Source organism: Mesorhizobium sp. WSM4829 (assembly GCF_055811475.1).
In genome coordinates this window covers 22187-37987 of the sequence record NZ_JBVVQJ010000022.1, presented here as the reverse complement: position 1 = coordinate 37987, position 15801 = coordinate 22187, and the positions used below count along the sequence as shown (strand labels likewise).

Sequence of the window (15801 nt, the reverse complement as noted above, 5' to 3'; positions counted from 1 at the left end):
AATCCGCCGCCGCGGATGCGGATGGCAGCGCTGGCGCGGCGTTCGCTGAGGACACGCCGACGAGCATGCCGCGCTGCACCCGGCAAACTTCCACTTATGTTGCACTGCGTTAGATTTGTTGCATTGCAATATCAATGCATTGCGTCGAGTCTTTGCACGGGTGGCTTTTCAACGACTTCGCGAGGTTTTGCCGTGTCAGCATCGTTTCGGCCTGATATCGAAGGGCTGCGTGCGTTAGCGGTGTCCGGCGTCGTCGCGTTCCATTTTGGTCTGTCGGACCTGCCCGGCGGCTTCACTGGCGTCGACATCTTCTTCGTCATCTCCGGCTACCTGATCACCGGCCAGTTGCTGCGGGAAATCGCCGAGGACGGCAGGCTGGACCTGTGGCGGTTCTATGCAAGGCGCGCCCGGCGCCTGCTGCCGGCCTCGCTGTTCGTCATCTTCGCCACGCTGGTCGCCGGCTACTTCATCCTGTCGCCGGACGAACAGTCGCTCTATTCGAAAGGCGCCATGTTCGCCTCGGCCTATGCGATCAATTTCTGGCTGATACGCTGGTCGTTCGACTATTTCGCCCCCGACGCGGCGAACAACCCCTTCATCCACTTCTGGTCGCTCTCGGTCGAGGAGCAGTTCTATTTCGTATGGCCGGGGCTGCTTCTGCTGGCGGCATGGCTGCGCCCGGGCAAGCGCACGGCGATCCTGGTGATCGGCCTCACCGGCGCGGTGTCGTTCGCCGTCTGCGCCTGGCTCACCACCGTGGCGCAGCCCTGGGCCTTCTATTTCTCGCCGCTCAGGGCCTGGGAGTTCGCCGCCGGCGGCCTGGCGACGATGGCGCCGGCAAAATTCTGGCGAGAGCGCCCGCAACTGGGCGCAGCACTGGCATGGCTTGGCCTGGCGCTGATCGCCGGTGCCTATCTGACCTTCAGCGAGCAGGACACCCCCTTCCCCGGCTTCGCGGCGGTGGTGCCGGTGGCCGGCACCGTGCTGCTTTTGCTCAGCGGCTCCGGCAATGTCCAAAGAGGGCCGAGCGCCATGCTGGCGCTGCCGCCCATGCAATGGCTGGGGAAACTTTCCTACTCGCTCTATCTCTGGCACTGGCCGGTCATCGTCTATGCGACGATGATGGTGCCCGACCTGTCCTGGCCCGGGCGGCTTGCCTGCGCGGCATTGACGCTGGCGCTGTCGCTCTTCACCTATAATTTCATCGAAAACCCGATCCGTCGCAATGGCTGGCTGATGGCGAACGCGGCGCGCGCGCTAATCCCCGCCGCAATGCTGACCGGCGCCGGCGTCGTGGCGACTTACGCCAATGCGCGCCTTGCCGTGGACGGCCTCGACCCCTCGCAACGCATCATTGCCGAAACTGCCGCGCAGCCCTCCACCGCGCGCGCCAAGGTAGGCTGCGTTGTCGACTACGAGACCGTGACGCCGAAGGCCTGTGAGTTCGGCGCCAAGAATGCCGAGCGCTCGATCGCGCTGTTCGGCGATTCGCATGCCGATCACTGGTCGACGCCGCTGATCGAGGTGGCGAAGAGAAACGACTACAAGGTCGTCACCTGGCTCAAAGCCGCCTGCCGGGCGTCGCGGCTGACGGTCTGGAGCTCGAAGCTGAAGCGCGACTACACCGAGTGCGATCAATGGCGCGAGCAATCGATCAAGGAGATCATCGCCCTGCGCCCGAGCCTGGTGGTGATCTCGGAGATCTCGCTGACCAGTTCGCGCAAACTGTCGCCCGACGCCCGGCAATCCGAAAGCCTCGATCAGGACTGGCAGGGCGGCCTGCGCGCAACGCTGGAGGCGTTCAGCCAGGCCGGGCTGAAAGTCGCCTTCATCCGCGATGTGCCGTTCAACACCCTGTTTGTCGACACCTGCGTGGCCCGCGCGTTGTGGCGTGGACAGACGCCATCGGTATGTGACGCGCCGCGAACCGACGCCGCCAACGACGCCATGGCCGCGGTGGAGCGTGACATCGTGCGCGCCGTCCCCAACGCGACCTACATCGACATGACGGACCGGTTCTGCGACGCCAAGACCTGCCATGTCTTCATCGACGGCAAGCTGGCCTATCGCGACCGCCACCACATGGCGACGCCCTTTGCGCAAACGCTGGAGCCGACGGTCGAGCGCGCGCTGTTCTCGACCGGGGCGGCCGGGAAGTAAGGCGCGCAAGACGCGCCTTTCACCAGCGTCTCGGTGCACCCAGTCTCAGTGCTCGCAGTCTCAGTGCCCCCAGTCTCAGTGCAAGCCAAACTCGCGCAGCAGTTCTTCGCGGTAGCGCACGAACCGGCTCTCGCTGCGATCGCGGGGGCGCGGCAGTTCAACCTCGACCAGCCGTGCTGTGCCGCCCTTCTCCCTGGGCAGGATCAGCACCCTGTCGGCAAGATAGATCGCTTCTTCAAGATCATGGGTGACCATGACCATGGTGACGTTCTCCTCGCTCCAGATGCGCGCCAGTTCCTCCTGCATGCCGATCTTGGTCATGGCGTCGAGCGCGCCTAGCGGCTCGTCGAGCAGCAGGATTTCAGGTTGCACGGTCAAAGCCCGGGCAATGCCGACGCGCTGTGCCATGCCGCCCGAAAGCTGCCTGGGATAGGCATCGCTGAATTCGGCCAGGCCGACGAGCGCGGTATAGAAGCGGGCCTTGTCCTCGGCCTCCGCCTTGGGCACGCCCCGCACTTCGAGGCCAAAGGCGACGTTGCCGAGCACCGTCAGCCAGGGCAGCAGGCGCGGTTCCTGGAAGATGACCGCGCGCTCGGCGCCGACGCCATGGACTGGCCTGCCGTCGATCGCGACACCGCCGCTGTCGGCGGCCTCAAGACCGGCAAGGATGCGCAGCAGCGTGGTCTTGCCCGATCCGCTGGCGCCGACGATGACGAGACATTCGCCGGAACGGATATCGAGGTTGAGCGCCCTCAGCACGGCAAGCGGGCGCCCGCCGAGGGTAAAGGATTTGGAGAGGTCGCGTATCGTGACCTCGCCGCCGCTTGTGCTGGCCATGGCCGTCTCCCGATCAATTGGTTTTCGTTTCGCCGCGCCCGTAAAGAATATCCGCGGCTTTCAGCCTGCCCTTGGGCAGCCGGCCGTCGCGCTCGAGCACGCCGACCCAGAAGTCTATGTCGCGGTTGTCAGCCTTCGCCCCTTCGCGCAGGCCGAAGCCGGTCCAGTAGCGCGCCAGCTCGCCATTTTCGCCGCGTTTATCGAGGATCTCCGCAAGCACCTTGCGCGCCTCGTTCGGGTTCTGGCGCGACCAGTCGGCGGCGCGGGCCGACTGTTTGACGAAATTGCGGGCGCCATCCGGATGCGCCGCGATGAAGTCGCGCCGCAGGACAATGAAGCCGCCGGCCAGTTCGCCCAGCACGTCGGTGTCGTTGAACACGCCGCGCACACCGCCCTTGTCGACCAGCGCGCCGGCAAACGTCGCCTGCCAGTAGCCCAGTGCCGCGATATCGACCTGGCGTGACCGCAAGGTCTGTTCAAGCTGCGGCCCGGGCACGACGACGAGGTTGGCGGCATCAGGCGGCAGGCCGACGCCGTGCAGCGCCTCGCGCACGGTATAGTCGAGATGGGCGCCGAGCGTGTTGACCGCAATGGTCTTGCCGGCGATGTCGGCAATCGATTTGATCGGACTGTCTTCCAGCACGTAGAAGACGCTGCGCACTTGGCCGTTGATGCCGTTGCTTGGATAGGCAGCGACGAAGTCGTTGCCGCCGGAGATCGAATTGATCACCGCAGCGGTTGCGGCCGAGCCGAGATCGACGCTGCCGGAGGCGAGCGCGAACAGCGATTCCGGGCCGCCGCTGGAGTAGCCGACATTCTCAACCTTGACGCCGACGTCCTTGAAATAGCCGAGCGCGTCCGCCAGCTCATGCGGCGAGATGCTGCCACGGCTGGCGAGGTAGCGCAACGTGACCGGCGCGGCTTGCGCAACGGCAAAGCGAGGCAGGCCGGTGGCGATGATGCCGGCGGCAAAGGGAGCGCCCGCAAGCAGGGAACGGCGAGTGATTGGCATGGTCCGGACTTTCGTGTTGGAGGATGGGGCCTGTTGGAGAGGATGGTTGAAAGCTGGTCAGTCGATGGGATTGCTCCAGCGGCAGAGCCGCCGCTGCAGGCCGACCAGCGCCTGGTTAGCGATCAGGCCAAGGCCGGCAAGGATGACGATCGCTGCAAACATCAGCGGGATCTGGAAGTTGTACTGCGCGTTCATCACCTGGAAGCCGATGCCCTTGTTGGCGCCGATCATTTCGGATGCGATCAGCAACAAGAGCGCCGTGGTCGCACTCAGCCTCAAGCCGACGAAGATCGAAGGGACGGCCCCCGGAAGCACGACCCGGCGAAATGCGGTGAGCCGCGTGGCGCCGTAGACCCGGGCCATCTCGAGCAGTTTCGGATCGACTTGCTTGACGCCGCTGATGGTGTTGAGCAGCAGCGGAAACAGCGTCGCCCAGAAGATGACGAAGACCTTTGATGCCTCCCCCAGCCCGAGCAGCAGGATGAACACCGGATAGAGCGCCAGCGCCGAGGTCTGCCGGAAAACCTGCAGGATCGGGTCAAGCGCGGTTTCGACGGCGCGCACCTGGCCCATGAACAGACCAAGCGGGATGGCAACCGCCACCGCCGCCGCGAAGGCGAGGCCGGCGCGCTGCAGGCTGATGGCGATGTCGCCAAGCAAGGTGCCGCCGGCCAGACCATTCCACAGTGCGGAGACGATCGTGTCGACCGGCGGCAGCACCGCGGCGTTGACCCATCCCGCGCTGCTCGACACCTGCCAGATCGCGAGGAAGCCGATCAGGATGCCGTAGCGGGACAGGAAGCGGATGACAGTGCGGTTGGCCAGGCGCGGGAAATCGGCGCCAAGGCCGGTTCTGCCGCCATGTGCATCGATCGTCACCCGCTGCTCGATGTGTTGCAAACTCATCGTCTTACCCCTTTGCTTCAAGAGACTCTATTCGGCAGCCAGCACCTTGGAGCGGGCGGCGGTCCAGGGGTTTTCCGGCCGCCTGAGGCCGAGATTCTCGCGCAGCGTCCTGCCCTCGTAGGCGGTGCGGAACAGGCCGCGACGCTGCAGCTCGGGGATCACCAGGTCGACGAAATCGTCGAGCGCGCCGGGCAGCCACGGCGGCAGGATGTTGAAGCCGTCGGCGGCGTCGTTGCCGAACCATTCCTCCAGCTGATCGGCAACCTGCGCCACGCTGCCGATCACGGTGTAGTGGCCGCGGGCCGTCGCCACCCACTGGTAGAGCTGGCGGATGGTGAAGTTGTGCTCGTCGGCAATCTGGCGGATCAGCGCCTGGCGGCTCTTCATGCCTTCGGTTTCCCGGCTCGGCGGCAGCGGTCCGTCGAGCGGGTAACCCCTGATGTCGAGCGTCTGGCCGGCCAACCCATTGAGCAGGGCCACGCCATCCTCGGGCAGGATCAGCTCGTTCAGCTGCTGGTACTTGGCGCGGGCTTCCTCTTCGGTGCGGCCGACGAAGGGGGCTATGCCCGGCATGATCAGCACCTGCCCGGTATCGCGGCCGACTGCCGCCACGCGCGCCTTGATATCGCGGTAGAATTCTTGCGCCGAGGCCAGGTTCTGATGGGCGGTGAAGATGACCTCAGCCGACTGGGCGGCGAGCTTGCGTCCGTCCTCCGACTGCCCGGCCTGCACCACCACCGGGTGGCCCTGAACCGGGCGCGGCACATTGAGCGGACCTTTGACGCTGAAATGCCGGCCCTTGTGGTCGATGTCGTGAAGCTTGTCCTTGTCGTAGAAGCGCCCCGACTTCTTGTCGCGGATGAAGGCATCGTCTTCCCAGCTGTCCCACAGCGCCTTGACCGTCTCGACATGTTCATGCGCGCGGGCATAACGCTCGGCGTGGGCAGGCTGCGTCTCGCGATTGAAATTGCGCGCGGTCTCGTCACCCGCCGAGGTCACCACATTCCAGCCGGCCCGGCCGTTCGACAGCAGGTCGAGCGAGGCGAACTTGCGGGCGAGCGTATAGGGCTCCTCATAGGTGGTGGAGGCGGTGGCGATGAAGCCCAGATGCGTGGTGAGCGGCGCCAATGCGGCAAACAGCGTCACCGGCTCGAACCCGGCGATCTTGGCATTGCCGCCTTCGCGGGCGCCGAGGCCGACGGTCAGATTGTCGGCGAGGAAATAGGCGTCGAACAGGCCGCGCTCGGCGGTCAGCGCGAGCTGCCTGTGGAACTCGAAATTCGTCGCGCCGTCGGCCGGCGCGTCAGGATGGCGCCAGGCTGCGATATGCTGTCCGCCACCGGGCAGGAAAGCACCAAGCTTGATCTGCCTCGACTTGCTGGGTCTGGTCATTGCGGGCTCCTTCTGAGCTGTGCGGGAAGCGGATTGAGGACACTGGGCTGGTGGCGTGTTCAGGCGGCAAGACCGACGCTGCGTGGCACCGCCCGGCATGCTTCGGCGACCGCTTGGCTGGCGCGAGCATGGATGGCTTCGGACACCAGCACGCCGTTGGCGAAGTCCTTGTCGGAGGCGTAGATCGCGGTCGGCAGGGTCAGCGCCTCGAAGAAGCCGAACAGCGGCCGCAGCTGATGTTCGACCACCAGCGAATGACGATCGCCGCCGCCGGTTGCAGCAAGGATAACCGGCTTTCCCCGCAGGGATGACGGGTCGAGCAGGTCGAAGAAATGCTTGAAAAGCCCGGTGTAGCTGCCTTTGAAAGTCGGCGAGCCAACCACCAGGACGTCGGCGCCCAGTAATCGCTCGACGATGTTCCTGGCCGATGGATCCAGATCGCCAATGCGCCTTGCCAGCGGAAACGACCGACCGAGATCCTCGATGTCGAAAACGGTCGAGGCTGCACCGGTGCTGCTCGCCACCTCCGCAACGATGTGGCTGATGAACGCCTTGGTCTTCGACGGACGGGTCAGGTTGCCCGACAGCCCCACCACCAGATTTTTCGACATTTTGGCTCCTCGCAAAACGCTTGTGTGCGCTAACTCTACTAAGTTTATAGAATTTAATGAGAAAGAAGATTTCAAAACGAACCCGCCAAGCGGATTGAGTTTGCGGCACATCGCCGTTGATTGGTTCTTTCGACGCGAAATGCGATAGGCGAGTTTGCAAGGGCGCCTTGACCGCATTCCGGCCATGCGTTGATGATCTCACACCAAAGGCATCGCCCGGAGGATTCGCATGAAGACAGCCGTTCTGAAGTATCTGCTCCTGGCCTGTTTGCTGGCATCGCCGGGGCAGGCGCAGATGGGGGCGCAGTCGAAGTCGCAGTGGAAGCCGGTCGAGAAGGTCGAAACCTACGCCATTTCAGGGCAGACCGGGCCGGAACTCCATGCCTCGATGGGCGAGCAGGGGCCAACCATCGGCAAAAGCAAGCGCCGCGTCATGGCATACACCGATTACAAGCTGACCTGGGTCAGAAACTACCAGCCGCAAGGCGATGCCTGCGTGCTGATGTCGGCACGGCCGAAGCTCATCATCACCTACATCTTGCCCAAGCCATCCGGGTCGCTACCGGACGCCGTTCAAAAAAGCTGGGAGGTTTTTGCTGCTGGCCTTGCCGCCCATGAAAAGGTGCATGGCGAGATGTATACGGACATGGCGCGCAAGATCGAGGCGGCCACCATCGGCTTGTCCGTCCCCGACGATCCCGGCTGCAAAAAGATCAGGACCGAAATGACCAGGCGGCTTGCCGAACTCTCCCAGGCTCGGCAGAAGGCAAGCCGCGATTTCGACCGGGTAGAATTCGCCCCGCGCGGCAATCTGCAGCAGCTGATCGTTAATTTGCTGATGGGGCGGTAGGGGGATGGAACCCGCAGCAAGGCTGGCGAAGGCGTTGATGACGGCCGATCTCCCCCGCAAGGGGGGAGATCGGCCGTCATCCATGACGTCGCTAATGTCCAAAGCGAGGGTGTCTGATGGGTCACGATCTCGTTCCGCCGCGTCAGCGCAAGAACGCAAAATCGATGCGTCACGTGATGACCGACGCCGAGTTGAAACTTTGGAACGAGCTTCGCACCCATCGATTGATGGGGCTGAGCTTTCGCCGGCAAGTGCCAATCGGACCCTACATTGTTGATTTTGCCCTGTCCGACACACCGCCTAGTCGTCGAGGTCGATGGCAGCCAGCACGCGAACACTGAACACGCGGAGCGCGATGCAGCACGCAGCGCTTATTTGAAGAGCAGCGGCTGGACCATCCTGCGCTTCTGGAACGACGACATCATTCGCGATATCGACAATGTCTGCCAGCACATAATCATCGAGGCCGATGCGGACAGGCGCTGACTTTCACCCCGTCACCGGCGTCCACATCACATCCTCGACCCGCATCGCCCCCGTCGCCAGCATCACCAGCCGGTCGAAGCCGAGCGCGGCGCCGCTCGCCTGCGGCATGATGGCCAGTGCGGCGAGGAAATCCTCGTCGATCGGATAGCGTTCGCCGTAGATGCGCTGCTTCTCGTCCATTTCGAGGATGAAGCGCCGGCGCTGCTCGTCGGCGTCGGTCAGCTCGCCGAACGCATTGGCCAGCTCGACGCCGCAGCAATAGAGCTCGAAGCGCTCGGCGGTCCTCGGGTCATCGGCGCTCGGCCGGGCAAGGGCGGCCTCCGAGATCGGATAGCCGTAAAGAATGGTGGCGCGCCCCTGCCCCAGCCCCGGTTCGATCTTTTCCACCATCACCCGGCTGAACAGATCGGCCCAATTGTCGTCGGGCGCGGTGCGCAAGCCCGCCTGGACCAGAGACGCGTGCAGCGCCTCGCGATCGGTGCTGCCGTCGGCGGCGACTGTGGCCAGCAGATCGATGCCGGCATAGCGGATAAAAGCCTCGGCGACGCTCAACCGTTCCGGCTCGGCGAACGGATCGGCCTCGCGGCCGCGAAAGGCAAAACGCTTTGTGCCGGCGCGTTCGGCGGCCAGCGCGACAAGCCCGGCGCAATCCTGCATCAGGCTGTCGTAGGTCTCATCGGCCCGGTACCATTCGAGCATGGTGAAGGACGGATGGTGCAATGGGCCGCGCTCGCGGTTGCGATAGACCGCACTCAGGCTGAAGATGCGTTTCTCGCCGGCGGCGAGCAGCTTCTTGCAGGCGAATTCCGGCGAGGTGTGCAAATAGAGCGGCTGGTGCCGCCCATCCGGGCCGATCGCCTCGGTGGCGAAGGCCGACAGGTGCGCCTCGTTGCCGGGCGAGACCTGCAGTGCCGCCGTCTCGACTTCGACGAAGTCGCGGCGGGCAAACCAGTCGCGCACGGCCGCGGTGATGGCGTTGCGCAGGATCAACCGCGGCCGCCGGTCGGCGTGAACATCAGGCGTCCACCAGGGCGAGGCGGCGGTCATGGCGACAGGATTTGCATCGGGGACTGGCGATTGCCGCCAAGATGCGCTAGGCCGCACCGAACGGCTCCCGCAGCCGATTTGCGCCATTCGGCGCTCCCAGGCCAATCAACGCTGTTAGGAATAAAGCCCGTGAAGGTCATCGCCAGTTCCCTACGCAAAGGCAATGTCGTCGAAAAGGACGGCAAGCTCTATGTGATCCTCTTTGCCGAAAACATCCATCCGGGCAAGGGCACGCCGGTGACCCAGCTCGATATGCGCCGCATCTCCGACGGGGTGAAAGTCTCGGAGCGCTACCGCACCACCGAGCAGGTCGAGCGCGCCTATGTCGAGGAGCGCGAGCATACTTTCCTCTACCACGACGCCGAAGGCTATCATTTCATGAACCCGGAAAGCTATGACCAGGTCGCGGTGCCGGAAAGCGTGGTCGGCGAGATGGCGCCCTATCTCAAGGAAGGCATGGCGGTGCAGATTTCACAGTACAACGGTATCGCCATCTCGCTGGTGCTGCCGCAGCGCGCCACCTTCGAGGTGGTCGACACCGAGCCGGTCACCAAGGGCCAGACGGCATCCTCGTCCTACAAGCCGGCGACGCTGTCCAACGGCGTGCGCACGCTGGTGCCGCCGCACATCACTGCCGGCACCCGCGTGGTGGTGATGACGGCTGATGGCGCCTATGTGGAGCGCGCCAAGGACTGAGAGGCAGGATCATTTTTGTCGTCGCTGAAGGTGTCGCGCGCGATGAATGCCAAGGCGCAACTCGCGCCGGTGGCGCGATGCGTACCGTCTCCTTTATTGAAACGGTGCAGACTCAGCCAAGGATAAAACCCGCCACCAGAACCGTAAGGATCATCGACAGCGGGACGGCAAGCAGGCAGCAGGCCTCCAACGTGTTGATTTGCCAAGGGTTCATCGGGCGCTTCCCAGTTGGTTTCCTATCTAAACGGGCAGACCGTGACGGCAGTTCCACGAAAAATCTCCACCGTCATTCCATGCCGTCTGTCGTGCCGATCGTCTCTTTGCCGGCCATCCAGCGGGCACGCGCCAGATGCGTCGCCCAAGCCCGGAATGCCCGTTCCGGCTCCTGCACCGGATCAATATGCAGGACGGTGCGGGCGACCTCGCGCCAATCGGCCCCGTCCGCCGAAGCATCGAGCAGCCGGATGTAAGTCAGCATGCAGTGCTCATCATACGCGGTCAGCACCGAAGACGTCGGCGCCGTATCTGCAAAATGAGCGTTTAGCGGCATCTTTGGCATCGTGACCTACCAGCAATGGCGCAACGTAACAGTCCGTCGGGAAACCCGCGCCCTTCAATTGGAGGACGCTGGCCGATCCAGGTTCGCTGCGCGCCCCAAATCAGGATGCGGCTTAGCTACTTTCGCTTCTGGGGCTTTAGATGAGTCCGTAGCACTGCGGCGGCAAACAAAAGCGCAAAGACAAGCGAGACATTAAAAAATCGGATGGGTGCTGAACACAGCCGCCGTTGCCGCAACAATGCCGACGATCACTAAGATTGCCCCCAAAACACCGCCCATGAAACGCATTGCCAACCCTCACATCTCTTGGTCAGGTAGGCAGCCTCTGATGGCATGACAAGTTCGTAGCGCCCGCCCCGTTTGCCCTCTACCCCGCGGCCGCCGCATCAGCATCATTCCGTAATGCACCGCCAGCAAGTCCAGCCCGATTTTGAGCAGTTTCGACAGCACATCCCGCGGCTCGCCGGTCTGTTCGGCGAGGCTCTTCACCGTTTCGCCGGCGCAGCAGACTTTTTGCACCACGACCGACACCTCCCAATGCGCAAGCGCCCTGGTGGCGTCGGCATAGGCGCGGCCGGCGGACAGGATACGGTCGGCAACGCCGCCGCCGATGCGTCCGCCGTCGACGCGCTCGGTCAGCGCCATCGGCTTGACGCCGTCCTGTGCCGAGACGCGAAAATCCTCGCGGTAGCGCATGCCCGCCTCGCGCTGCTGGCGCGACAGCGAGGTGATGCCGGTCAGCGGGTCGACGTTGCGCACCCGCACAATGCCGCCGGTCGCGGTGTGGCCGCTATTGGACACCTCATAGACGCGCCTCGCCTCCAGCGTGCCGGTCGCCAGCCGCTTGCGGCCGAAGGCATCGTCCTTCAGCGCGAAATCATGGCCGACCTGCGTGCGGATACGCACCTGCTCGGCCTCATCAGTGGGTAATTTGGGCGGTTTGGCCTTTTGGGCGGTCTTCTTGCTCATCTGTGGCTCCTCGTTTCATTGCTGTCTTCGCAGAACCTGGGCTCCTCCGCGCAGCGGGGGCGAGGAACCGGGCCGCCGTGCTTGGCGAGAAGACTCTCGACCGATGCCGCTCACGCTGCGTCCGCGAGAGCCGTACGGCGATGATCGCAGAACCGCGCCGCGTGATAGGCGCAGTAGCTTTTCAGCGGCCGCGTGCGCAGGCCGCAGCACAGCATCGCCAGTGCCGGCCGGCTGCCGGGCGCGTCGTTTTCGGGGTCTTGCTCCAGCGTCAGATCGAGCGGTGCGCGGCAGCGGTTGAACAGGCAGTCGATGAAGCGCATGGCCGCGACATGCGGCGGGCGCCCGACGGCGGCAGCCGGGCGCGGCGACGGCAGCTTGAGGGCCTCGCCGTCGGGCCCGTGGATCTCGCGCACCAACGGGCGCTGCGGCAGCCAGACTGGCGGCGCCAGCCTGGCCGGCGTGCGGGCGATGCTTCGCAATTTTGTGTCGGTATAGGCGGGCATGATGTTCTTCCATCGAGATCGAAAGGGTTGCGTAGATGCCGAAGCTGCCCCCTCTCCCCGATGCCGGCAGGCAGCTGAGGGGCGGCGCGGCGTCGCCGATTACCTCTCCCAGGGGAAACCGCCCTGCCCGTGCGCCGGTCGAAGACGATGACCGTGCCGTCCTCGGTGCGGATGCACGAAAGGCCCGCATTGCACGCGCCGAAATTCGGGGCCGGAGCCGTGAGGGGACGGCTCCGGCCGTTCCGGTCGCCGCCGCTGACGGCAGGGCGACCGGATCCGAGGCGCGAGCCTCGGGCTTCATCCCGGCCGGGGAGGAGGACAGCCGGGACGGATGGGAAAGCGGGATGGAGCGTGGCTTGTGCATGGCCGTATATAAGCATAACTCAAAAAATTATGCAAGCCATTCTTTCATGGACGAAACCGATTCTTATGTTTCAGATGGCGCCATGGCGAAAACCTCATTGTCGATCAAGGTCGGGGCGGCGATCCGCAAGGCGCGCAAGCAGCGCGGCCTGGTGATGCGCCATATTGCCGAGCACAACGACACCGACGTCGCCGCTGTCGGCAATTGGGAAACCGGCCGCAACCTGCCGAAAACCGAGAACCTTTTGAAGACCGCCGCCTTCCTGCGCGTCGACCCGGTGGCGCTCGGCAAGGGCGAGGTCGTCTTCCTCGACGACGCCGACAATGTCGCCGACGCCGAGATCGTCACCGACGCCGCCCCCCTGCCCGCCGGCCCGATGGACATCGAGCTTCTGGGTGCCGCGGTCGGCGGCGACGACGGTGACTTCACCTTCAACGGCGAGGTCGCCGGCTATGTCCAGCGCCCGCCCGGCATCGCCCATCTGCGCAAGGTGTTCGCGCTGCACGTGCTCTCCGACTCGATGGTGCCGCGCTACGAGCCCGGCGAGATGCTCTATTGCGGCGGCCGCGACGCTGTGCCCGGCGACCACGTGGTGATCGAGATGTTTCCCGAGGAAAACGAGCGCAACGGCAAGGCCTTCATCAAAAAGCTGGTCAAGCGGACCGCCGCCGAGTTGGTCGTCGAGCAGTACAATCCGCCGAAGTCGCTGACCTTCAACCGCTACGCGATAAAACACGTCTGGCGCGTCATCCCGCTCAAGGAACTGCTGGGTTACTAGGGCGGCGGCGGCGGAGCGCTCCTTCTCCCCGCAACGGCATCGCCGGCAGGGGCAATAGGGATTCTTGCGAAGAGGACCCCCACCCTAACCCTCCCCACAAGGGGGAGGGAATGCTGCCGCGCCTTTACTTCCCTTAGCGCCGAGTCAGGCAATCTGCCGAGGTCAGCGCCAACGGAGTCTCCCTCCCCCTTGTGGGGAGGGGCTAGGGGTGGGGGTACATCGTAGAGCGAAAGCCTCGAAGCCTCGGCTTCCCATGCGATTCCCCTGCCCGCAAGCGGGCGCCATCAAGCCCGCCTGGATCTCTCCAGCGGAACCTCGCGCTCGCCAAGCATCCGCGCCTCGGCGCGGCGCTGCTGCCGCTCGTCGATGAACGCCGCCTGGATCGAGACCGCCGCGCCCGGCAGGCCATCGGCGCGACAGGCCGAGCAGCGAAGCCGCCCCGACAGCGCCGCCAGCGGCGTCTGCGCGGTCACCCCGAATCGCCTCAGCTCGGCCGGCTTCCACCATCTGTTTCGACCGCAATCGATACACTCGACCGCGATCGAGACGACCTCGGCGATCGTTGCTTCCTTGCCCGGCAATGCCATCGTCCCTGATGCCTCAGTTCCTGTTTTGTTCACAACATTAGGGGTTTTTCCCGAAGAGTCGAGTCGGTTCCACTCAACCCATGCAAAAGTTTAACTTGTGCCATTTTTTGAGTTATGCTTACATGCGATATCCCAGATGAATGGGCGACGGGACCGGGTCTCCGTCGCGCCGCCGCCAGCCAAGGAGACGAAGATGGACGCCCTCTCCGCCCAGTTCGCCCGCGATTGCGGCTATAGCGGCGACAGCCCGGCGATGCTCGCCGCCTTCGCCGCTATCCGCCGCGACGGCATAGGCCGGGCGCGCCTCGGCCATGGCCAGCGCAAGGCGCTGGTCGACCGGCTGAAGCTCGGCGAGGCCTTGTTCCTGGCGGCGATCGGCCCGGCGCAATCGGCTGAAGAGGCGCTCGAGGACGCCGCCCGCTTCATTGCCTGTTATCGCAATATGCCGCGCTGGCGCCAGGAAAGGCGCGGCGCCGATCTCGCCCGCGCCAGGCAGCAGCTTCTGCTGGCGCGCTTCTTCCGCCGCTACGGCCACCGCCTCTGGTCACGGCAGGCGGCGTAAGCTGGAAGTCGGCGAAACCTGCGAATGACAGCTACGGTGCGGATCGCGTTGGCGGAATATATTCGCTATCCGGCACCGGCAGCCGCCCGTCCGTGTTGACCGCCGCAGCCCACATCCGGAAATCGACAACGGCCCTGCAATCTATATTGGCCTGGCCGAAATAAGGAGCCCCATACGAGCATCCCGCACCCGCTATTCTGGTAATGATTTCAGGCGCGCTGCCGACTGGGCCGAAGGCAACGCCATCGACGTCGAGAATGGTTTTGTAGCCTTGCCACAGCCGGGCCGTCGCCTCCTTCGTGCGAAAGACCAGCCAGTTCTCACCGTCGGAAAACCTGAAAGTAATTGTCCCATCGGAGAATTTCGTCCGCGTGACCTCACCAGTGCAACCGAGCTTCTCGTTGCGGGCGACAAGGCGCTTGCACTCACCTTCGACCGTCCAGGTGCCGGCCTGCCCGTCTTTTGGTTTCAACGATGCACCGGCTGCCGCCGTTGCAGGCATCCCCGCTAAAATGGCCGCTGTTAGCACGACGCTGGCGATGACGGATCGATTGACCAAGGCAACCCCATTTGGCGAATGCGCGCAGTCTTCTATGCCTCTTCTTCCTTAGAATCTCGCTCTGAAGCCGTTAGATTTGAACCGTCGTGTCCGAGAACAGACAGTCTTGCGCAAAGCTCGCCGTCCTCGAGATGGTCATGCGCAAGGACGCCGCCGCTCAACCCGCACTTGCCGTCACCAAGCCCGCGCCGTATGTCTCCCGCTCGATGAGCGAGATCAAATTCCGTCGCGCGCAAGCGCCCGACCTGCCGGCGATCGTCGCGCTGCTTGCCGACGATGCGCTTGGCGCTGGTCGCGAAGACGCGTCGACGCCGCTCGCGCCGTCCTATCTCGATGCCTTCAGCGCGATCGATGCCGATCCCAACCAGCTGCTGGCCGTGGCTGTCGAAGCCGGGCAAGTGATTGGAACCCTGCAGCTCAGCTTCATTCCGGGTATATCCAGGAGAGGTGCCTGGCGCGGCCAGATCGAAGGCGTTCGCGTCGCGCGGCAATGGCGGTCTCGCGGCGTCGGCAAGCAGATGATCGAATGGGCGGTTGAAGAATGCCGCTCGCACAACTGCAGCTTCGTTCAGCTCACGACCGACAAGAGCCGACAGAAGGCGCACGCCTTCTACGAGGGCCTCGGTTTCACCGCCAGCCATCTCGGCTACAAGATGGGGTTGTAGGTCGCGGCACCTGCCGTCAGCCAATCGTTTGAAGTCGGCGCCGCCCCTCGTCCGCCTGCCGGGCTCTCAAACATTCCGGGGTAGGTGTCGCCGGCGAAGCTGCCGATCTCCCCTTGCAGGGGAGATGCCCGGCGGGGCAGAGGGGGGAGGATCGCAGATTCATTCCAGCTTGGGTTCCTCGCCCCCAACGAAAGTGGGGGAGAGGTGGCTTGGCGAAGCCGAGACGGAGAGGGGGACTGCGCCCTACGAAAGCCCCCT

At 64.4% G+C, this 15801-nt stretch carries 17 protein-coding genes and 1 pseudogene; 7 read left to right on the top strand and 11 right to left on the bottom strand.

Annotated features, from left to right (window positions below; translation table 11 throughout):
- Window positions 1-192 precede the first annotated feature (192 nt).
- Window positions 193-2160 carry an acyltransferase family protein gene (locus tag AC0L17_RS20800; protein WP_473517201.1) on the top strand — a complete coding sequence of 656 codons (1968 nt, stop codon included), beginning with the start codon at window positions 193-195 and terminating at the stop codon, window positions 2158-2160.
- A 75-nt stretch (window positions 2161-2235) separates the two neighbouring features.
- Here the strand turns inward: AC0L17_RS20800 and AC0L17_RS20795 are convergent, their stop codons facing one another.
- From AC0L17_RS20795 to msuE, 5 genes are read right to left on the bottom strand one after another with little or no spacing between them, the layout of a single operon-like run.
- Window positions 2236-2997, bottom strand: a complete 762-nt coding sequence (locus AC0L17_RS20795) for an ABC transporter ATP-binding protein (protein WP_236377479.1) — start codon at window positions 2995-2997, stop codon at window positions 2236-2238.
- A 13-nt stretch (window positions 2998-3010) separates the two neighbouring features.
- Entirely contained in the window at window positions 3011-4009 is a 999-nt protein-coding gene (locus AC0L17_RS20790) for an ABC transporter substrate-binding protein (RefSeq protein ID WP_473517200.1), read from the bottom strand.
- A gap of 57 nt (window positions 4010-4066) precedes the next feature.
- A complete protein-coding gene (locus AC0L17_RS20785) occupies window positions 4067-4915 on the bottom strand; it encodes an ABC transporter permease (protein ID WP_473517199.1) in 849 nt (282 codons plus the stop codon).
- Between the two features lie 27 nt (window positions 4916-4942).
- A complete protein-coding gene (locus AC0L17_RS20780; RefSeq protein ID WP_473517198.1) occupies window positions 4943-6307 on the bottom strand; it encodes an LLM class flavin-dependent oxidoreductase in 1365 nt (454 codons plus the stop codon).
- Window positions 6308-6366: 59 nt separating this feature from the next.
- Window positions 6367-6918: an FMN reductase gene (msuE, locus tag AC0L17_RS20775; RefSeq protein WP_128246992.1), complete on the bottom strand. Its 552-nt coding sequence runs from the start codon at window positions 6916-6918 to the stop codon at window positions 6367-6369.
- 229 nt (window positions 6919-7147) lie between these two features.
- Between msuE and AC0L17_RS20770 the strand changes: the two genes are divergently transcribed.
- Both AC0L17_RS20770 and AC0L17_RS20765 read left to right on the top strand, forming a co-directional pair.
- Window positions 7148-7768: a DUF922 domain-containing Zn-dependent protease gene (locus AC0L17_RS20770; protein WP_473517197.1), complete on the top strand. Its 621-nt coding sequence runs from the start codon at window positions 7148-7150 to the stop codon at window positions 7766-7768.
- A gap of 116 nt (window positions 7769-7884) precedes the next feature.
- Window positions 7885-8254 (top strand): annotated as a pseudogene (locus tag AC0L17_RS20765) (endonuclease domain-containing protein).
- A 3-nt stretch (window positions 8255-8257) separates the two neighbouring features.
- On the opposite strand, the gene epmA reads toward AC0L17_RS20765, so the two are convergent.
- Window positions 8258-9301, bottom strand: a complete 1044-nt coding sequence (gene epmA / locus AC0L17_RS20760) for an EF-P lysine aminoacylase EpmA (protein WP_473517196.1) — start codon at window positions 9299-9301, stop codon at window positions 8258-8260.
- A 129-nt stretch (window positions 9302-9430) separates the two neighbouring features.
- Here epmA and efp point away from each other — a divergent pair, with 129 nt between their 5' ends.
- Window positions 9431-9997 carry an elongation factor P gene (gene efp, locus AC0L17_RS20755; protein ID WP_091598816.1) on the top strand — a complete coding sequence of 189 codons (567 nt, stop codon included), beginning with the start codon at window positions 9431-9433 and terminating at the stop codon, window positions 9995-9997.
- Window positions 9998-10283: 286 nt separating this feature from the next.
- Here the strand turns inward: efp and AC0L17_RS20750 are convergent, their stop codons facing one another.
- The 3 genes from AC0L17_RS20750 to AC0L17_RS20740 form a co-directional block, all read right to left on the bottom strand.
- The gene (locus AC0L17_RS20750; protein WP_473510597.1) at window positions 10284-10556 is read right to left on the bottom strand and encodes a DUF2285 domain-containing protein; all 273 of its coding nucleotides are present in this window, start codon (window positions 10554-10556) and stop codon (window positions 10284-10286) included.
- Between the two features lie 297 nt (window positions 10557-10853).
- On the bottom strand, window positions 10854-11525 hold the full coding sequence (locus AC0L17_RS20745) for a DUF6456 domain-containing protein (protein WP_473517195.1): 672 nt from the start codon (window positions 11523-11525) through the stop codon (window positions 10854-10856).
- Between the two features lie 110 nt (window positions 11526-11635).
- Window positions 11636-12028 carry a hypothetical protein gene (locus AC0L17_RS20740; RefSeq protein WP_473517194.1) on the bottom strand — a complete coding sequence of 131 codons (393 nt, stop codon included), beginning with the start codon at window positions 12026-12028 and terminating at the stop codon, window positions 11636-11638.
- A 446-nt stretch (window positions 12029-12474) separates the two neighbouring features.
- On the opposite strand from AC0L17_RS20740, the gene AC0L17_RS20735 reads away from it, so the two are divergent.
- Window positions 12475-13170, top strand: a complete 696-nt coding sequence (locus tag AC0L17_RS20735) for an XRE family transcriptional regulator (RefSeq protein WP_023799071.1) — start codon at window positions 12475-12477, stop codon at window positions 13168-13170.
- A 284-nt stretch (window positions 13171-13454) separates the two neighbouring features.
- Here AC0L17_RS20735 and AC0L17_RS20730 read toward each other — a convergent pair whose 3' ends face one another.
- Window positions 13455-13757 carry a hypothetical protein gene (locus AC0L17_RS20730; protein WP_023799072.1) on the bottom strand — a complete coding sequence of 101 codons (303 nt, stop codon included), beginning with the start codon at window positions 13755-13757 and terminating at the stop codon, window positions 13455-13457.
- Window positions 13758-13950: 193 nt separating this feature from the next.
- On the opposite strand from AC0L17_RS20730, the gene AC0L17_RS20725 reads away from it, so the two are divergent.
- On the top strand, window positions 13951-14319 hold the full coding sequence (locus AC0L17_RS20725; protein ID WP_091598945.1) for a hypothetical protein: 369 nt from the start codon (window positions 13951-13953) through the stop codon (window positions 14317-14319).
- A 31-nt stretch (window positions 14320-14350) separates the two neighbouring features.
- Here AC0L17_RS20725 and AC0L17_RS20720 read toward each other — a convergent pair whose 3' ends face one another.
- The gene (locus tag AC0L17_RS20720; RefSeq protein WP_139172692.1) at window positions 14351-14791 is read right to left on the bottom strand and encodes a hypothetical protein; all 441 of its coding nucleotides are present in this window, start codon (window positions 14789-14791) and stop codon (window positions 14351-14353) included.
- A gap of 293 nt (window positions 14792-15084) precedes the next feature.
- Between AC0L17_RS20720 and AC0L17_RS20715 the strand changes: the two genes are divergently transcribed.
- Window positions 15085-15543, top strand: a complete 459-nt coding sequence (locus tag AC0L17_RS20715; protein ID WP_091598943.1) for a GNAT family N-acetyltransferase — start codon at window positions 15085-15087, stop codon at window positions 15541-15543.
- The last annotated feature ends 258 nt before the right edge of the window (window positions 15544-15801 follow it).

Coding starts and splice junctions, on each gene's coding strand:
- AC0L17_RS20795 (WP_236377479.1), bottom strand. CDS start 2,997: ATGGCCAGCACAAGCGGCGGCGAGGTCACGATACGCGACCTCTCCAAA.
- AC0L17_RS20790 (WP_473517200.1), bottom strand. CDS start 4,009: ATGCCAATCACTCGCCGTTCCCTGCTTGCGGGCGCTCCCTTTGCCGCC.
- AC0L17_RS20785 (WP_473517199.1), bottom strand. CDS start 4,915: ATGAGTTTGCAACACATCGAGCAGCGGGTGACGATCGATGCACATGGC.
- AC0L17_RS20780 (WP_473517198.1), bottom strand. CDS start 6,307: ATGACCAGACCCAGCAAGTCGAGGCAGATCAAGCTTGGTGCTTTCCTG.
- msuE (WP_128246992.1), bottom strand. CDS start 6,918: ATGTCGAAAAATCTGGTGGTGGGGCTGTCGGGCAACCTGACCCGTCCG.
- AC0L17_RS20770 (WP_473517197.1), top strand. CDS start 7,148: ATGAAGACAGCCGTTCTGAAGTATCTGCTCCTGGCCTGTTTGCTGGCA.
- epmA (WP_473517196.1), bottom strand. CDS start 9,301: ATGACCGCCGCCTCGCCCTGGTGGACGCCTGATGTTCACGCCGACCGG.
- AC0L17_RS20750 (WP_473510597.1), bottom strand. CDS start 10,556: ATGCCAAAGATGCCGCTAAACGCTCATTTTGCAGATACGGCGCCGACG.
- AC0L17_RS20745 (WP_473517195.1), bottom strand. CDS start 11,525: ATGAGCAAGAAGACCGCCCAAAAGGCCAAACCGCCCAAATTACCCACT.
- AC0L17_RS20740 (WP_473517194.1), bottom strand. CDS start 12,028: ATGCCCGCCTATACCGACACAAAATTGCGAAGCATCGCCCGCACGCCG.
- AC0L17_RS20735 (WP_023799071.1), top strand. CDS start 12,475: ATGGCGAAAACCTCATTGTCGATCAAGGTCGGGGCGGCGATCCGCAAG.
- AC0L17_RS20730 (WP_023799072.1), bottom strand. CDS start 13,757: ATGGCATTGCCGGGCAAGGAAGCAACGATCGCCGAGGTCGTCTCGATC.
- AC0L17_RS20725 (WP_091598945.1), top strand. CDS start 13,951: ATGGACGCCCTCTCCGCCCAGTTCGCCCGCGATTGCGGCTATAGCGGC.
- AC0L17_RS20715 (WP_091598943.1), top strand. CDS start 15,085: ATGAGCGAGATCAAATTCCGTCGCGCGCAAGCGCCCGACCTGCCGGCG.